Raw genomic sequence first — 16,458 nt, forward strand, 5'->3', positions numbered from 1 at the left:
CTTGCTCTAGTAAATCACAGGGCACAATCTATTCTACAGTCAGATGGCAGACACAAAGTACATCTTCGTTACGGGAGGAGTTTCATCATCATTAGGAAAAGGTATCATTGCCGCTTCACTTGCAAAGCTTTTGCAGGCAAGAGGTTACAGGGTTACTATTCAAAAGCTTGATCCTTATATTAATGTTGATCCGGGTACACTTAACCCATACGAGCATGGCGAATGTTATGTTACAGATGATGGCGCAGAAACAGATCTAGACCTTGGTCATTATGAGCGTTTCTTAAATGTTTCTACCTCACAGGCAAACAATGTGACCACAGGGAGAATATACCAAAGCGTAATAGAAAAAGAACGTCGCGGCGAATTTTTAGGAAAGACGGTACAGGTCGTTCCGCATATTACAAACGAGATCAAAGAGCGTATACAGATCTTAGGAAAAAGCGGCGATTATGATATTATAATTACCGAAATAGGAGGTACTGTGGGCGATATTGAGTCTTTACCTTATATTGAGGCAGTGCGACAGTTGAAGTGGGAATTAGGTGATGATAATGCATTAGTAATTCACTTAACATTAATTCCTTACCTGTCTGCAGCCGGCGAATTAAAAACAAAACCTACTCAACATAGTGTAAAAACACTTATGGAAAGCGGTATAAAAGCAGATATCCTTGTGTGTCGTACAGAGCACGAGATCACAGATGATATTCGTGAGAAACTAGCGCTTTTTTGCAATGTGAAAAAAGAAGCCGTGATACAATCTATAGATGCATCTACTATATATGATGTGCCTAATTTGATGCTTGAAGAAGGGCTTGATACCATTACACTTCAGAAATTAAATTTATCTGAAGATGGCGAGCCAGAATTAACCCGATGGAATGAGTTTTTGCAAAAACATAAAAACCCAAAGGCTGAGGTAAGTATAGGTCTAATAGGTAAATATGTAGAACTTCAGGATTCTTATAAGTCAATCTTAGAGGCTTTTATTCATGCCGGTGCAGATAATGAGGTTAGAGTACGAGTAGAACCTATACATAGTGAATTTATTACGCAAAAGGTGATAGATGAGAAAATCTCTAAAATGGATGGGCTTTTAGTAGCTCCTGGTTTTGGAGAGCGCGGTATAGAAGGTAAAATAAAAGCAGTGCGTTATGCACGCGAAAATAATATTCCATTTCTGGGAATTTGCCTGGGTATGCAAATGGCTGTAATAGAATTTGCGCGTAATGTGATCAATCTCGATAAGGCGAACTCTACAGAGATGCATGCAGAAACTCCGCATCCGGTTATCAGCCTGATGGAAGAGCAAAAATCTATCACACATATGGGCGGGACCATGCGTTTAGGCTCATGGGATTGTGACCTGGTTGAAGGTAGTATTGTAAACGAAGTTTATGAGAAATCTACTATAAGTGAAAGACACAGACACAGATATGAGTTTAACGATGACTATCGTGCACAACTGGAAAATGCGGGAATGAGAGTTACCGGTACAAACCCTAAAACTGGTCTTGTAGAAATTATTGAAATTCCAGATCATACTTGGTTTGTGGGAGTGCAATATCACCCTGAATATAAGAGTACAGTAGCAAACCCACATCCATTATTTGTGGCGTTTGTACAGGCAGCTGTAAATTACAGTCAGGCAAAAAGTACCGCCAATGTGGCACAAAATTAAAAGTGGGATTGTTATTGTTAATGGTATCCCAAAGTTTTTTTGATTTCTTCATATAAAAGCAATGACCTTGGCACAAGCACACGAGGTATGAATCAGAAAATATTTTAAGAAATTCGAGGCAAGCCTCAATAAGAGTTAAATCCTTAAGGGATTATACAAGCTAAGAAACAGTAAATTTTAAATCAGCTAAAAAGCTGTAAGTTATTATGGAAGAAAAGAAGTTTGACGTTCAATCAATTATTGGTTTCCTTTTAATAGGTGCAATATTGATTTTTATGCTTTATACAAATCAACCTACCCAGGAAGAGTTAGATGCCGAAAAGGCAAAGCAGGAGCAGGTAGATGCCGAAGAATCAACACCCACAAAAACTACAAACACTGCTATTGCAGAAGCGCAACCTGTACAGGATTCTGTAGCGCAATCAAGATTACGTGAGAGTTTAGGCCAGTTTGCATATTCTGCTACTTTACCATCTGCTACAGATGAAACTACGACGATAAGCAATGAAGTTTTAGAAATCACGGTTAGCAATAAGGGTGGTTATATTACCAAGGCTCACCTTAAGAATTTTAAGACATACGATTCTGTACCTGTAAACCTGATCAAGAACGGGAATAACAAATTTAATCTCACTTTTAGTACAGCAGATAATCGCAACATAAACACAGCAGATCTTTATTTTGAGCCATCGATATCAAAAAATGGAGATAACGAAGTGCTTTCTATGAAGTTGAAGATCTCTGCAGATAAATATCTAGAATATAGATATGAATTGAAGCCCGATGATTACATGATGGATTTTGGTATAAAAACCGTCGGACTTCAAAATGTTGTAAATACTTCTCAGCCTATTCATTTAGACTGGCAATTAAAAGGGTATCGCAATGCAAAAAGTATTATGTATGAAAATCGCTATTCAAGACTTACTTATGAGTATGGCGATGATAAACATTCTAAATTAGGTCAAACGGGTGATGATACTGAGGTAGAAGAACATGTAGATTGGTTAAACTTTAGACAACATTTCTTTAGTTCAATTTTATTGACAGATACTCCTTTTGAAGAAGTAAAATTCTCGTCTACAAATCTTGTTGAAGACGAAGAGATCGACACCGTTTTCACTAAACAATATGGTGCAAATATTTTGCTTAAACCGGCAAACGGTGAGCTTAATTATGCCATGAATATGTACTATGGTCCTTCAGATTATCAAATTTTAAATAATTATGAAGGTCGTGGTCTTGATGAAGCAATGCCTTTGGGTTGGGGAATATTTGGTGTGATCAACAAATACTTGATTATACCTTTCTTTAATTTATTGATAGGCTTCCTGCCTGCCGGTCTTGCTATTATTTTATTGACAGTTTGTATCAAACTTTTACTATCTCCTGTACAGTACAAGCAATATCTTTCTCAGGCAAAAATGAAAGTTTTAAAGCCTGAGATCAATGAGATCAATGAGAAGTACAAAGACAATGCAATGAAAAAACAACAGGAGACTATGAAGGTCTACAGCAAGGCAGGCGCAAGCCCGTTGAGCGGTTGTATACCATCATTGTTACAAATACCTGTTTTCTATGCCTTGTTCACGTTCTTCCCATCAGCTTTCGCCCTAAGGCAGAAAAGCTTTTTATGGGCAGATGACCTTTCAAGTTATGATACTATTGCACAATTACCATTTAAAATTCCATTTTATGGAGATCACGTGAGTCTTTTCCCAATATTGGCGTCTATTGCTATATTCATTTACATGACGATGACCACAGGTCAATCTATGGCGCAGACACAACAACCGGGAATGCCTAATATGAAATTCCTTATGTACTTGTCGCCACTTATGATGTTGATTTTCTTCAACAATTATGCGAGTGGTTTGAGTTTGTATTACTTTATATCTAACCTGATTACCATAGGTATCATGCTCGTTATTAAGAATTACATTATAGACGATGCTAAGATTCATGCTAAAATTCAGAAGAACAAAGAGAAGCCTAAAAAACAGAACCGTTTTCAGCGTAAGATGGCTGAAATGATGGAGCAGGCTGAAAAACAATCAGGCAAACGCTAGATTTAGATCATAGATTTTTGAAAAGCTCTGACCTAATTAGTCAGAGCTTTTTTATTTATTAGAGCTTTGCAAATAAGCATTTTACAGGTAGGTTTATAATTTTCGTAATTTTACGTTCTAATTATCGACCTAAAAGATCAAAAAACGGGTAAAAAGATATGAAAACCGTAGTTGTAGGACTTAGTGGTGGTGTAGATAGCAGTGTTTCTGCGTATTTGCTCAAAGAAGCGGGATACAATGTGATAGGCCTTTTTATGAAGAATTGGCACGATGATTCTGTGACGATCTCAGATGAATGTCCCTGGCTTGATGACAGCAATGATGCTATGCTTGTAGCAGAAAAGCTGAATATTCCTTTTCAAACCATAGATTTAAGCGAGCAATACAAAGAGCGCATTGTAGATTATATGTTTCGTGAATACGAAATGGGGCGTACTCCTAATCCTGATGTTCTTTGTAACCGCGAGATAAAATTTGATGTTTTTATGAAAATAGCCCTGAGTCTGGGAGCAGATTATGTGGCCACAGGTCACTATTGCCAGAAGGGTGAAACTACCAGCGACGGGAAATCTGTTTACCAACTGCTTGCCGGTGCAGATGGAAACAAAGATCAGTCTTATTTTTTATGTCAATTATCGCAGGAACAATTGGCAAAAACCTTATTTCCTATTGGCAACCTGCAAAAGAGCGAAGTGCGTAAAATAGCTAAAGAGCAGGATCTAATTACAGCAGATAAAAAAGATTCACAAGGCTTGTGCTTTATAGGCAAAGTAAGATTGCCCGAGTTTCTACAACAAAAATTAATGCCCAAAGAAGGCGCCATTGTCGAGATATCTGCAGAAAGATCTAATGCGATTATTGAGTCTCTGCATGAAAATGATGCAGATGCAGATGTTATGACAGATGCCGCTGTATTAGCAAGAAAACCGAAGTACAGCATTGCAGACGGAAAAATCGTAGGTAAGCATCAGGGCGCTCATTATTTTACAAAAGGCCAGCGCAAGGGTCTGGCGGTAGGAGGTACAGCAGAGCCACTTTTTGTAATTGATACAGATGTTGAAGAAAATGTGATTTACACGGGGCAGGGTAAATCTCATCCCGGTCTTTATAGAAGTGCTTTGTTTGTCAACGAAAATGAAATTCACTGGATTAGAGAAGATCTCGAAATACAAATTGGTGAAACCCTTGATGTTTCGGCCAGGATACGGTACAGACAACCTCTGGAGAATGCTACTTTGCACAGAACAGAATCTGGTATGTACGTAATGTTTGAAAATGCGCAATCTGCAATTTCTGAAGGTCAATTTGTAGCCTGGTATAACGGTGATGAGTGTTTAGGTTCTGGGGTTATCTCATAATTACTTAGAAAGGTAACTGCGATTTCTTTGATAATTTAGCCGATTTTCATCCTTTTTTACCGATTTTTAGAGCCACAAAATCACTTTTCAGTTGTTTGCAAATAATAAGATCACCAATCTTTTTGGAATAAAATATCCACTTATCCAGGCAGGAATGGTGTGGACTAGTGGCTGGCGCCTTACCAGTGCAGTTTCTAATGCCGGTGGTTTGGGTTTAATAGGCGCGGGTTCTATGTATCCTGAAATACTGCGTGAGCATATCAATAAATGCAAGGCTGCTACAGATAAACCTTTTGGTGTAAACGTACCGCTACTTTATCCTGATATTGACAAATTGATGGATGTGATCGTAGCTGAAGATGTAAAAATTGTTTTTACTAGCGCTGGTAATCCTAAAATCTGGACCAGTTTATTGCAGGAAAAAGGGATAAAAGTTGTTCATGTAGTGAGCAGTTCAAAATTTGCCCTTAAATCTCAGGAAGCCGGTGTAGACGCTATAGTAGCTGAAGGCTTTGAAGCCGGCGGTCACAACGGGAGGGAAGAAACTACGACTTTCACCCTAATACCTATGGTGAAAGAAAAGATCACCATTCCCCTTATAGCTGCCGGTGGTATTGCTAATGGTCGCGGGATGCTTGCAGCCATGATTCTGGGTGCAGATGCTGTGCAAATAGGCAGTCGTTTTGTTGCAACACCAGAAGCCAGTAATCATACTCTTTTTAAACAAAAAGTGATTGAGGCGCAGGAGGGGGAGACCACGCTAACGCTTAAAGAACTTGCTCCCGTGCGATTACTTAAGAATAAGTTTTATGAGGATGTAGCGGCGCTTTACAAGACTAATCCTACTCCGCAGCAATTAAAAGATCTGTTGGGTCGTGCTCGTGCGAAAAAAGGCATGTTTGAAGGTGATCTTGATGAGGGTGAACTAGAAATAGGTCAAATATCTGGATTGATACATGAAATAAAACCTGCCGCAGAGATTGTGGACGAAATTATCTCAGATTTCGCTCTGGCGAAACATGAGATGCAAAATCTTTAATTACTTGGATTTTCTCCTGCTTTTGGTTATAAAATAAGCAAGCATTCCCGGTAATGGCAATAACGCGATTGCAACTGTCCATAACATTCGGGTTCCTTTATTATCAGTGTTTCGCCAGACTGAAATCAAGGTTAGAAAGCCTAAAATATAGGTCAATATGACCACAACGGGCATTACACCTATGTTCAAATTAAAGCTGATTACAGAAAATCTCACTAAGTTCTTGTCTTTCCTATTTTATTAGCTACTTGCTGAGCTTCTAATTTAAGTTGATCACTTTTTAAAGGGTCAGAATCTTTATACTTCTCTGCTTTTGCTTTAAGCTCTTCATACTTTTTAAGCAGTTTTTTAACGTCTGAATCTGGTGCAGAATTTTCCATCTTTTTATTTTAAAGGTAATATTCTAAAAACAATAGCAACAACTACTTAATATTTTTTTAGCATTACAAAGCTTCCAGCAGGACAATATTAAAATCTGTACTCAAAATTACTTTACCATCTTTTACTGTAACTGTTTTACCAGAGTAAGCATCTTTCAATTTTGTGCCATCGTCAAAAATTGAACTCACCTTGATAACTTTTTCGCCAAGAGGCAAATCTAGACCTACAACAACTTTATCATCAATAGTATCATCTGAATAAATTCGTGAAAAAGTATAAGGGTTTTTGCTAAGCATTCTATGTTTTCCTGCTCCCACAGCCGGATGATCATGCCTAAATTTTCCCAGCTTTTGCCAGTGTGTTAAAATTTTGCTTTTACTTTTATTGGTTATACTATCCCACTCCATAAATGAGCGTAAGGTAGCATCGCCCTGAGTATTTGCTATTGTAAGATTACGGGCTATTTCATCACCATAATAGATCTGGCTTAAACCCGGTGCGAGCAATAATTTAGTGCCGGTCTCAAATGGTTTTTGACGCTTTTTATCAAAAGGATCTCCATCGTCATGCGATGTTACATAATTAAGAACGCTTTTCCCTTTTAGTTGCTTGTGCAGAATAGAATCATACTGCTTAAACATAGCTTCATACGAGCCTTTTGCATCCTGCTTAAATTGAAAGTTGATCAAATTATCAAAACCATGTGCAAAATAATCTACCTTCTTATCGCCAAAGTTGAACGTGCGCCCAGAATTAATATAGTAATTGTAAACCTCGCCTAACATATAAAATGCATTGTCGTCTAATTTTTGATCAGGATTGGCAGTTTTCCAGTCATTAAAGGCGATATCTGCCTGTTCTCTTAAAGCCGTCCAGGCATCTTCATCAGCGTGTTTTACAGTGTCTACTCTAAAGGCATCAATGCCTAATTCACGTATATAGTCTGTAAGCCATTTTATAATGTAGTTTCTGGGCGTTTTAGCCATTTGGTTTTTAGAAAAGAAGTCATCAAGCTCGGCCATTTCCTGATCGTATCTTTTTTCGTTTTTCCACTTTTCAATTAAAAAAGCGGGAAGTTCAACCTCTTCCTCACTTGCAGTTTTAATATCTGGCAGGTTGTCTACGAGTGTGCAATTAACCGTAGAATCATAATCGGCAAAAGTGCATGTAGGTGATTGTATGGCCCAGTCATCACCCCAGAAAGGATCTTTAGGAGTAACAGGACCGGTGTGGTTCATAACCACATCCATCATGATGCGTATGCCGTGACTGTGCGCATTTTTTACTAAATTTTCCAGATCTGCCATTGTTCCAAAATTAGGATCAAGAGCCGTCCAGTCTTTTGCCCAGTAACCATGATAGCCATAAGTAGCGCCGGTACCTTCATCAACCGCGCCATGAATTTGCTCTACTACCGGTGTGAACCAGATTACATTTATACCCAGATCATCAAAATAACCTGCGTCAATTTTAGCATTTATTCCTTTTATATCTCCGCCTTCAAAACCTCTTAAAACTCCCGTTTCACGAGTGCGTTCAAAATTTACGTCATTGGCAGTATCGGCATTATAAAATCTGTCTGTCAATAAGAAATAAACATTTGCGCCTCCCCACACAAAAGCAGTTGGTTTTGAAGAAGTCTCTTCTTTAAGATCTGTCTGGGTTTGTTTACATGATGAAAAAAGAGTCATAACCAAAAGAGATAATAGTAAGTATTTATTCATTTCTTATTTTTTGAAAGGTAGAAAGTGTAATTGAAAAATATGTGTCAAAATAGGGATAAACTTTTAAATGGATGATTACGCATAACTCATTTTTGAATACAAGATGATAAACCTACTTTTGTCTCTTAATACAAATGTAACTGATGAAAATTAGAGCCTGGATTTCTGCCATGCGTTTGCGCACTTTGCCACTTTCTATTGCCGGTATTATAACCGGTACTGCAATGGCCTATAAAGTTGGTAATTTTGATATGAGCATATTTACCCTGGCTATCCTCACAACACTTGGTTTTCAGATACTTTCTAACTTTGCTAATGACTACGGCGATGGTGTAAAAGGCACAGATAATGAAGAGCGTATAGGACCAAAACGTGCTATGCAAAGCGGTATTTTGTCTGAAAAAGAATTAAAAAACGGAATAATCTTTACTGCTATTCTCACGATTTTAATCAGTCTGGCACTTATTTACAATGCCTTTGGCGCCGAGAATTTTGTGCTGTCTATTGTGTTTTTTCTTTTAGGTTGTAGTGCGATTCTCGCAGCTGTGCGTTATACAGTGGGAAAAAGTGCTTATGGTTACAAAGGCATGGGCGATATTTTTGTCTTTATCTTTTTTGGGCTGGTAGCGGTTGTAGGTTCTTATTTTCTATATAGTCATGAGCTTTCTTTCATTCATTTTTTACCCGCTACAGCTGTAGGTTTACTAAGTACAGCGGTTCTTAATCTCAATAATATGAGAGATCGCGTACCAGATAGTCGGGTAGGGAAAAATACACTTGCAGTTGTTTTAGGTGAGCGTGGGTCAAAAATGTATCATACTTTACTTATTCTTCTTCCTCTTCTTGCGACGCTAATTTATTTATATGTGACTAGTTTTTGGCAATGGGCTGCAATTGCGTGCATTATGTTTATTCCATTAATACTTCATTTAGTGCGAGTTTTAAAAAATGATTCACCTGCTTTGCTTGATCCCGAATTAAAAAAGGTAGCACTCTCTACATTTGCCTTTTCTATCTTATTTGCGCTAGGATTGAATTTTTAGTGTGTTTCAACCGATTTTTATATCATTTAATCTGATTTTTGCCATTTTTCGAAAATTTTTGATCGCCCTTTTTTAACCGTGGTATATTTACAGTGTAATCATTGATCATGATTGCTAATTTCATAAAGTTTATAGATTGGTTGGTTAAACCCGGGCTGGTTACCCGGGTTTTTTTTTAACGAAAGCTTAGTATCTTCAGATTTCTGCTAAAACCTGCTTTTCGTAATTTTCAAAGGAAAAATTGAAAATACCAACTATGAAAATTACCTACTACGGCCAAAACTGTTTTGGCATTGAAACCAGTAAAGCAAAAATTTTAACAGATCCTTTTATCACAGGCAACGATCTTGCAAAAGATAAGATCGATATCAATAAATTAGAAGCAGATTACATTTTTCTTACACACGCGCATCAGGACCATACGCTGGATGCTGAAGCAATCGCAAAAAATACAGGTGCAACAATCGTAAGTAACTTTGAGATCTCAAATTTTTATGGCGATAAGGGTTTTGATGTTCACCCGATGAATCATGGCGGTAGCTGGAATTTTGATTTTGGTAAGGTAAAATATGTAAATGCAATTCACACAAGTTCATTTCCTGATGGCAGTTACGGCGGGCAACCGGGCGGTTTTGTTTTTTCTGTAGACGATAAAGTAATTTATATGGCGGGAGACACAGCGCTCACTATGGATATGAAATTGATCCCAATGGAATTTGATGTAGATCTTTCAATTATGCCAATAGGCGACAATTTTACAATGGGCGTGAAAGATGCTATAAAAGCATGTGATTTTGTAGAATGCAACAAAGTTATTGGTTGTCACTACGATACTTTTGGTTACATAGAGATAGATCACGATAAAGCTGTAAAACAGTTTGAACTTGCAGGTAAAGAACTTACTTTGCTAGAAATAGGCGGCTCATTAAATTTTTAATTCTACCAGAGGGTTAAATTTATTGAGGTTGTTTTAAATAGAAATTTTCCAATTTTAGACTCGGGAAACATGCCGGGTTTAATTATACATTTTTAGGTTGACAGCATCATATAAAAAATACATTTTAGATTTTAAACGCCCCAGTGGAACTTCACGGGGCGTTCTTACTTCAAAAGAAACCTGGTTTATCAAAATTCAGGAATTAGGCAAAACCGGAATAGGAGAGTGCGGCATACTGCGCGGTTTAAGTTTTGATGATCGCCCGGATTATGAAGAGAATCTAAAATGGGCTTGTGATAATATCGCTCAGGGCGAAAGAAAACTGTATGACAAATTATACGATTTTCCCAGTATACAATTTGGTTTAGAAATGGCCTTCCGCTCTTTGCGAAGTGAGACACCGTTTGATTTATTTCCTTCAGAATTTACACGGGGAGAGACAGGAATTTCAATTAACGGGCTCATATGGATGGGTGATGCTTCTTACATGGAAGAGCAAATCGCAGAAAAACTGGAAGCAGGATACGATTGCATAAAACTTAAAATAGGAGCTATCGATTTTGAAAGTGAAATAGCACTTATTGAGAGTATACGTAAAAAATATTCTAAGGAGGAAATAACGTTGCGTGTTGATGCAAATGGTGCATTTACATCAGAAAATGCTCTAGACAAGTTAAAAGTTCTCGGGCAGTATGATTTACATTCTATAGAACAGCCCATAAAACAGGGCCAGCCAGAAGCTATGCGTTCTCTTTGTGAGAAGACACCTTTGCCCATAGCTCTAGATGAAGAATTAATAGGTGTAGATAGATTTAATGCTAAAAAAGACCTTCTTGATGCGATTAAACCGCAGTATATAATATTAAAACCAAGCTTGATAGGTGGTTTCCGCGGAAGCGATGCATGGATACAACTTGCAGAAGAAAAAGGTATAGGCTGGTGGCTCACCTCTGCATTAGAAAGCAATATAGGTCTCAACGCGATTGCACAGTATACTTTTACTAAAAATACCACTATACCGCAAGGCTTAGGGACTGGCGGCTTATATACAAATAATGTATATTCACCATTGCAAATAACACAAGGGCAACTTAAATATAATCCACAGGAGAAGTGGTCCTTTCAATTTTAAATTATGTTTATAGAGCAGGCTTATAAGGGTGACAATACCCCATGGAAGGTGTTGTTGACTTCTGGTATCACTATGGCTATTTTTATTGCAAATCTTATCATGTTTTTATTTTCGACTAAAGAAGATATGGATGCGGCATATGAGCTTATGAAGCAGATACCTACTCATCTTAGTTTTATAATTAACCTGGGAGTTTTTATACCCATACTTGTTTTACTCTTAGTTCTGGTAAAATTTATGCATGAGCGCAGTCTTTTATCACTTACAACATCGCGGAAAAAGGTCGATTTTAAGCGGATTTTATTCTCTTTTTCACTGATTTTTATTTTCACGATTTTCAGTTTTGCTTTAGGTTACTACTTAACTCCAGAGAATTATGTCTATCAACTTGATGTGCCTAATTTTATAATTCTTGTTGTATTGAGTTTGATATTATTCCCGTTTCAAATTGGGCTTGAAGAATATCTTTTTAGAGGATTTCTCATGCAACAAATAGGTGTAGCGGCTAAGAATAAATGGGTGCCGTTAATAGTTACCAGTGTTTTGTTTGGGATCTTTCATTCGGCAAATCCCGAAGTAGCAGCGATGGGAGCGATAACTATGGTATTCTACATTGGCACCGGTTTACTTCTGGGTATTATGACTTTGATGGATGAAGGGATGGAGCTGGCTTTAGGTTTTCATTTCGGAAATAATTTCCTCGCAGCGACCTTGGTAACTTCACAATATTCTGCGCTGCAAACAGATTCTCTGTTCATGTCTACCAGTGAAACAGCCACTTCTTCAGAAATCATTCTGCCTGTTCTCATTGTCTATCCCATCTTCTTAATTATATTAGCATATAAATATAAATGGACCGGCTGGCGGGAGAAATTATTTGGAAGAGTAGAACCTCCTCAGAAAATTATAGATGAGCATTTGGTAGCCGATTAAAAAAATCGCAAAATGTCAAAAAAATATGTACATCCCGAGTTTCAATTAAATGGCAGACAATTAAAACCTGCTGCGCTAATTGAGGCTGCAATTGTATATATAAAAGAAGGGGAACCTTATGAGGAAGAAGCCGCACAATTTATTTTAGAGTGGCTTAATGACAAAGATTATGTCATGGTCAATACCTCTGGTTCTACGGGAGAACCCAAGACCATTAAGCTTTATAAAAAACACATGATCAACAGTGCCCGGGCAACCGGAAAGCACTTTAACGTTGAGACTTTTTCTACAGCTTTACTTTGTTTGCCTACGCGTTATATCGCCGGTAAAATGATGCTTGTGCGTGCGATGGTGCTGGGCTGGCGTCTTGATATGGTTCCGCCTAAAGCAAACCCTTTAGATTCTGTATTTAAGCGCTATGACTTTTGTGCAATGACGCCTTTTCAGCTGGATAACTCCCTTGCCAGATTACATTTAATAAGTAAGTTAATTGTAGGTGGTGGCCCTTTTTCAGAATCTTTAAAAGCGATGGTAAAAGATTCTGAAACCAAAGTTTATGAGACTTATGGTATGACCGAAACCATCACGCATATCGCAGCCAGACGTGTAAATTCTAAAAAGAACAAAGAAATATCGCCGTTTAAGACCTTAAATAAAGTAACCGTAAGTCAGGATGAGCGAGGATGTTTAGTTATAAAAGCACCTAAAGTAAGTACAGATCCTGTGGTTACAAATGATGTGGTAGAGCTTATATCATACAAAAAGTTTATCTGGTTAGGCAGAGTAGATAATGTGATAAATAGCGGCGGAATTAAATTATTTCCCGAACAAATAGAAAATAAGCTGGCATCTGTAATTGAAGTGCCTTTTTTTATTGCTTCAGAAAAAGATGAAAAGCTGGGTGAGAAACTAATTCTGGTATTAGAAACCGAAGATACAGATGCTGCCCAGATTGATTTTTCAGCTCTTGATAAGTACGAAGTTCCTAAAGCAATCTACTGCACAGCTGCGTTTACGCGTACGCGAAATGGTAAACTACAGCGCTGGTCTACCGTAAAAGCGATAAAATCGGCAGAAAATGTATAAAAATCGCTGTTTTTTAAGAAAAATTAGATTGCCCGTAAGTATTTGAAAATGTATATTTAAAGCTCAAACCAACTTGAGCATGAAATCACTTTATCTTTTCATCTTTCTTACTATAACGTTACCGCTCTCTGCGCAGCAAAAAGTTGTTACCGGTCTGGTTACAGATAGTAACAATATGCCGCTAGAAGGAGTGAATGTTCTGGTTAAAGGTTCAACGCACGGTAACGCTACAGATAAGCAGGGAATATTCAGCTTTAAAGCGGAAACTGATGAAACGCTTTTGTTCTCAATGGTAGGCTATGAAACAGAAGAGGTAACAGTTTCAGATAAAAATATTTTCACTATAAAGCTAAAAACTGAAGAAGAGCCGTCTGGATCTGTTTTAATGATGGGTTGCGGTAGTTCTGCTTCTAAAGTTGTTTTGGGAGAACCTGAAGCAACCGATTTCACTCAAGAATTTGAAAATGTAAAAGATAATCCTATCGCTCATTTTTCAATCGATGTAGACGATACGGCTAATACGACTATAAGCAAGATTCTAAAAAAAGATAATTCTATTCCTGTAGATGCTGTAAAAATAGAGCAAATGCTCAATTCTTTCAGCTATGAATATGAAGAGCCTTCTGGTGATACTCCACTTTCAATAAACACAGAGGTTATAGAAACCCCCTGGAATACCGGTACAAAACTGGTAAAAATCGGTCTGCACGAGAAAAAATCGGCTCAACATCTTTTAAAAGATGCAAAAGTTGAATTGCTTTTTAATGCCAAAACGGTTAAAGCATACAGAAGAGTAGGATATGAGAATAAATCTGAAAAACAAGATGATGCAGTTGTAGTTGCAGATGATGCTGTAACTGTTCTTTATGAATTAATCCCTATCGATCAGGAAACAGATAATCTGACGTCTTTAAATAAAAGTAATGAATTGCTTACCCTAAGCGTTAGCTATATCAATAATACTAAAGAAAAGCCGGCAGTATTAAAAAGACAGGTGCTTAGCGCAAATGACGAGATCACAAAAGCCTCTGGAGATTTAAAGTTTATGTCTGCGATTGCTATGTTTGGTTTGCATTTGCAAAAATCACCTTTGGTTAAAACCACAACGCTGGCAGATGTTCTACAACTTGCAGCTACAGGTAAAAAGTATGATCCTAACGGGGACAGAGCAAAATTTATTATGCTGGTTAAAGCGAGCGAAGTTTATTAATTTTGTTTTTCTTTGCATAAAATTAGTACACAATGCGCATTCTTTTAATTGTATTTATTTGTCTTTTAGGTATTCAGGCTCAGGCTCAATATGGCGGTGGCCGTTATAACAGAGGTATGTCTTCACAACCTCGCACGCAAATGCCTGCACCAGAACCTAAGACACCATCAGAAATTGTAGAAGAACATATTAACGATTATCAGGAAGTTTTTGATCTTGATAATTTTGAAAAAGAAGTTTTAAAAAATGCGCTTATAGATCACATTACAAAATTACAGGATCTACAAGGCGACCGCACATTAAAAGCTGAGGACATAAGAGAAAAATACGACCGACTGCAAAATGAATTCAAACAAAGTTTGAGTTCGCTAATGACCCCAGATGAAATTAATAAACTGATTGCTATGGACTTCAGTAAGAAAGCAGAGCGCAAGCGGCGTAAATCAAAAGATAATTAGTAAAAAGGTGCCATGGGCGCCTTTTTTATTGGTTATTATTGGCTAATTTAACTTCAGCAAAAGCCAATAAATAATAGTATTTCATGCGACAGGTTATTACCCTTCTTTTCATTGTTTTCTTTTCAAATATAAATGCACAAATACTTCCAGAACGCGATCGCGCCCAGCTTGTAGATAAGATTCTTGCAGAACGATTTGACAAATTATTACCAGATCTTATGTATCGTAATGATATTGATATGTGGGTAATAATATCGCGAGAATATAATGAAGATCCTGTTTTGCGCACTATGTTACCGGCAACCTGGCTCAATGCGCGCAGACGTACCATGCTGGTTTTTTATTACGACCAAATTAAAAATAAGCTGGAAAAACTCGCCGTCGCACGTTACAATGTAGGTGATAATATTACATCAGCCTGGGATAAGGACAAAGAACCAGATCAATGGAAAGCCCTAACCGATATTATCACAAAACGCAATCCTAATAAAATAGCACTTAACTATTCAAATGATTTTGGTATTGCAGATGGCATAGTAAAAACAGATTATGACGCTTTTATGAAAGATCTGCCAGATGACTATAAAAATCGGGTAGTTTCGGCAGAAAACCTCGCTATAGGCTGGATAGAAACCAGAACACCTATGGAGATGCAATTATTTCAGGAACTGGTTAACATCACCCATAATATCGTAAAAGAGGCATTTAGCGCACAGGTTATAAACCCGGGAGTAACAACGACAGATGATGTGGTGTGGTTTTTTAGACAAAAAGTTACAGAAATGGGGCTCGACACCTGGTTTCATCCTACGGTTGATATTCAGCGAGCAGACGAGCAATTAGACAGTCATATCACTTCATTTACGGCTGGCGATAAGCAAAAGATAATAATGCCGGGAGATTTGCTGCATTGTGATTTTGGGATAACTTATTTGCGTCTCAACACAGATTGCCAGGAGCATGCTTATGTTTTAAGAGATGGCGAGACTCAGGCACCACAATTTTTAAAAGATGCTTTCGCGAAAGGAAATAAAGTTCAGGATATTTTTACGGCAAATTTTGAGACCGGAAAAACAGGAAACGACATACTCTTAAAATCGCTTGACCAGGCTAAATCTGAAGGATTACAACCAGCTATTTATACGCATCCGCTAGGCTTATATGGGCATTCTGCAGGTGCCACTTTTGGTATGTGGGACAGTCAGGAAGGTGTGCCGGGATCAGGAGATTATCCTTTACATGAGAATACAGCTTACGCGATAGAACTTAATGCTACTGTGAACATACCAGAGTGGAATAAAGATATACGTATTATGCTTGAAGAAGATGGTTTCTGGGGACCCAAAGGCTTTAAATATATAAACGGCCGTCAGGAAGATCTTATTTTGATAGGAAATTAAAACC

15 protein-coding genes are annotated in these 16,458 nt (G+C 37.6%); 12 read left to right on the forward strand and 3 right to left on the reverse strand.

The genetic code is table 11. The annotated features are described in order from the left end of the window. Window positions 1-43 precede the first annotated feature (43 nt). The 4 genes from ACH3O9_RS11895 to ACH3O9_RS11910 all read left to right on the forward strand — a co-directional run bounded on the left by ACH3O9_RS11895 (window position 44) and on the right by ACH3O9_RS11910 (window position 6,150). Window positions 44-1,684, forward strand: coding sequence for a CTP synthase (locus ACH3O9_RS11895; protein WP_416440688.1), 1,641 nt, complete (start codon window positions 44-46; stop codon window positions 1,682-1,684). A 206-nt stretch (window positions 1,685-1,890) separates the two neighbouring features. Next, the gene (gene yidC / locus ACH3O9_RS11900) at window positions 1,891-3,753 is read left to right on the forward strand and encodes a membrane protein insertase YidC (protein WP_416440690.1); all 1,863 of its coding nucleotides are present in this window, start codon (window positions 1,891-1,893) and stop codon (window positions 3,751-3,753) included. A 158-nt stretch (window positions 3,754-3,911) separates the two neighbouring features. Continuing rightward, window positions 3,912-5,111: a tRNA 2-thiouridine(34) synthase MnmA gene (mnmA, locus tag ACH3O9_RS11905; protein WP_416440692.1), complete on the forward strand. Its 1,200-nt coding sequence runs from the start codon at window positions 3,912-3,914 to the stop codon at window positions 5,109-5,111. Between the two features lie 91 nt (window positions 5,112-5,202). Beyond that, a complete protein-coding gene (locus ACH3O9_RS11910) occupies window positions 5,203-6,150 on the forward strand; it encodes an NAD(P)H-dependent flavin oxidoreductase (protein ID WP_416440694.1) in 948 nt (315 codons plus the stop codon). Here the strand turns inward: ACH3O9_RS11910 and ACH3O9_RS11915 are convergent, their stop codons facing one another. The 3 genes from ACH3O9_RS11915 to ACH3O9_RS11925 form a co-directional block, all read right to left on the reverse strand. Next, window positions 6,151-6,324, reverse strand: a complete 174-nt coding sequence (locus ACH3O9_RS11915; protein WP_416446682.1) for a PLD nuclease N-terminal domain-containing protein — start codon at window positions 6,322-6,324, stop codon at window positions 6,151-6,153. A 41-nt stretch (window positions 6,325-6,365) separates the two neighbouring features. Continuing rightward, the gene (locus ACH3O9_RS11920; protein ID WP_416440696.1) at window positions 6,366-6,530 is read right to left on the reverse strand and encodes a hypothetical protein; all 165 of its coding nucleotides are present in this window, start codon (window positions 6,528-6,530) and stop codon (window positions 6,366-6,368) included. Between the two features lie 63 nt (window positions 6,531-6,593). Beyond that, the gene (locus tag ACH3O9_RS11925) at window positions 6,594-8,255 is read right to left on the reverse strand and encodes an alpha-amylase family glycosyl hydrolase (RefSeq protein WP_416440698.1); all 1,662 of its coding nucleotides are present in this window, start codon (window positions 8,253-8,255) and stop codon (window positions 6,594-6,596) included. Window positions 8,256-8,398: 143 nt separating this feature from the next. Here ACH3O9_RS11925 and menA point away from each other — a divergent pair, with 143 nt between their 5' ends. The 8 genes from menA to ACH3O9_RS11965 all read left to right on the forward strand — a co-directional run bounded on the left by menA (window position 8,399) and on the right by ACH3O9_RS11965 (window position 16,454). Further along, window positions 8,399-9,298 carry a 1,4-dihydroxy-2-naphthoate octaprenyltransferase gene (gene menA / locus ACH3O9_RS11930; RefSeq protein ID WP_416440700.1) on the forward strand — a complete coding sequence of 300 codons (900 nt, stop codon included), beginning with the start codon at window positions 8,399-8,401 and terminating at the stop codon, window positions 9,296-9,298. A gap of 256 nt (window positions 9,299-9,554) precedes the next feature. Further along, complete coding sequence (locus ACH3O9_RS11935) at window positions 9,555-10,235, forward strand: metal-dependent hydrolase (RefSeq protein WP_416440702.1); 681 nt, start codon at window positions 9,555-9,557, stop codon at window positions 10,233-10,235. A 97-nt stretch (window positions 10,236-10,332) separates the two neighbouring features. Then, window positions 10,333-11,367, forward strand: a complete 1,035-nt coding sequence (locus ACH3O9_RS11940) for an o-succinylbenzoate synthase (protein WP_416440704.1) — start codon at window positions 10,333-10,335, stop codon at window positions 11,365-11,367. Window positions 11,368-11,370: 3 nt separating this feature from the next. Beyond that, window positions 11,371-12,300 (forward strand): CPBP family intramembrane glutamic endopeptidase, encoded by a 930-nt coding sequence (locus ACH3O9_RS11945; RefSeq protein ID WP_416440706.1) that lies wholly within the window; start codon window positions 11,371-11,373, stop codon window positions 12,298-12,300. A gap of 12 nt (window positions 12,301-12,312) precedes the next feature. Further along, complete coding sequence (locus ACH3O9_RS11950; RefSeq protein WP_416440708.1) at window positions 12,313-13,386, forward strand: AMP-binding protein; 1,074 nt, start codon at window positions 12,313-12,315, stop codon at window positions 13,384-13,386. A gap of 79 nt (window positions 13,387-13,465) precedes the next feature. Next, entirely contained in the window at window positions 13,466-14,596 is a 1,131-nt protein-coding gene (locus tag ACH3O9_RS11955) for a YfbK domain-containing protein (RefSeq protein ID WP_416440710.1), read from the forward strand. A 32-nt stretch (window positions 14,597-14,628) separates the two neighbouring features. Beyond that, window positions 14,629-15,054, forward strand: a complete 426-nt coding sequence (locus ACH3O9_RS11960) for a hypothetical protein (RefSeq protein ID WP_416440712.1) — start codon at window positions 14,629-14,631, stop codon at window positions 15,052-15,054. Window positions 15,055-15,137: 83 nt separating this feature from the next. Then, on the forward strand, window positions 15,138-16,454 hold the full coding sequence (locus ACH3O9_RS11965) for a M24 family metallopeptidase (RefSeq protein WP_416440714.1): 1,317 nt from the start codon (window positions 15,138-15,140) through the stop codon (window positions 16,452-16,454). Window positions 16,455-16,458: the final 4 nt, after the last annotated feature.

This window comes from Leeuwenhoekiella sp. A16 (assembly GCF_047946675.1).
Taxonomy (GTDB): domain Bacteria; phylum Bacteroidota; class Bacteroidia; order Flavobacteriales; family Flavobacteriaceae; genus Leeuwenhoekiella.

Bases quoted from the DNA above. Each gene is read 5' to 3' on its own strand.
- ACH3O9_RS11895 (WP_416440688.1), top strand. From the start codon at position 44: ATGGCAGACACAAAGTACATCTTCGTTACGGGAGGAGTTTCATCATCA.
- yidC (WP_416440690.1), top strand. From the start codon at position 1,891: ATGGAAGAAAAGAAGTTTGACGTTCAATCAATTATTGGTTTCCTTTTA.
- mnmA (WP_416440692.1), top strand. From the start codon at position 3,912: ATGAAAACCGTAGTTGTAGGACTTAGTGGTGGTGTAGATAGCAGTGTT.
- ACH3O9_RS11915 (WP_416446682.1), bottom strand. From the start codon at position 6,324: ATGCCCGTTGTGGTCATATTGACCTATATTTTAGGCTTTCTAACCTTG.
- ACH3O9_RS11920 (WP_416440696.1), bottom strand. From the start codon at position 6,530: ATGGAAAATTCTGCACCAGATTCAGACGTTAAAAAACTGCTTAAAAAG.
- ACH3O9_RS11925 (WP_416440698.1), bottom strand. From the start codon at position 8,255: ATGAATAAATACTTACTATTATCTCTTTTGGTTATGACTCTTTTTTCA.
- menA (WP_416440700.1), top strand. From the start codon at position 8,399: ATGAAAATTAGAGCCTGGATTTCTGCCATGCGTTTGCGCACTTTGCCA.
- ACH3O9_RS11935 (WP_416440702.1), top strand. From the start codon at position 9,555: ATGAAAATTACCTACTACGGCCAAAACTGTTTTGGCATTGAAACCAGT.
- ACH3O9_RS11945 (WP_416440706.1), top strand. From the start codon at position 11,371: ATGTTTATAGAGCAGGCTTATAAGGGTGACAATACCCCATGGAAGGTG.
- ACH3O9_RS11950 (WP_416440708.1), top strand. From the start codon at position 12,313: ATGTCAAAAAAATATGTACATCCCGAGTTTCAATTAAATGGCAGACAA.
- ACH3O9_RS11955 (WP_416440710.1), top strand. From the start codon at position 13,466: ATGAAATCACTTTATCTTTTCATCTTTCTTACTATAACGTTACCGCTC.
- ACH3O9_RS11960 (WP_416440712.1), top strand. From the start codon at position 14,629: ATGCGCATTCTTTTAATTGTATTTATTTGTCTTTTAGGTATTCAGGCT.
- ACH3O9_RS11965 (WP_416440714.1), top strand. From the start codon at position 15,138: ATGCGACAGGTTATTACCCTTCTTTTCATTGTTTTCTTTTCAAATATA.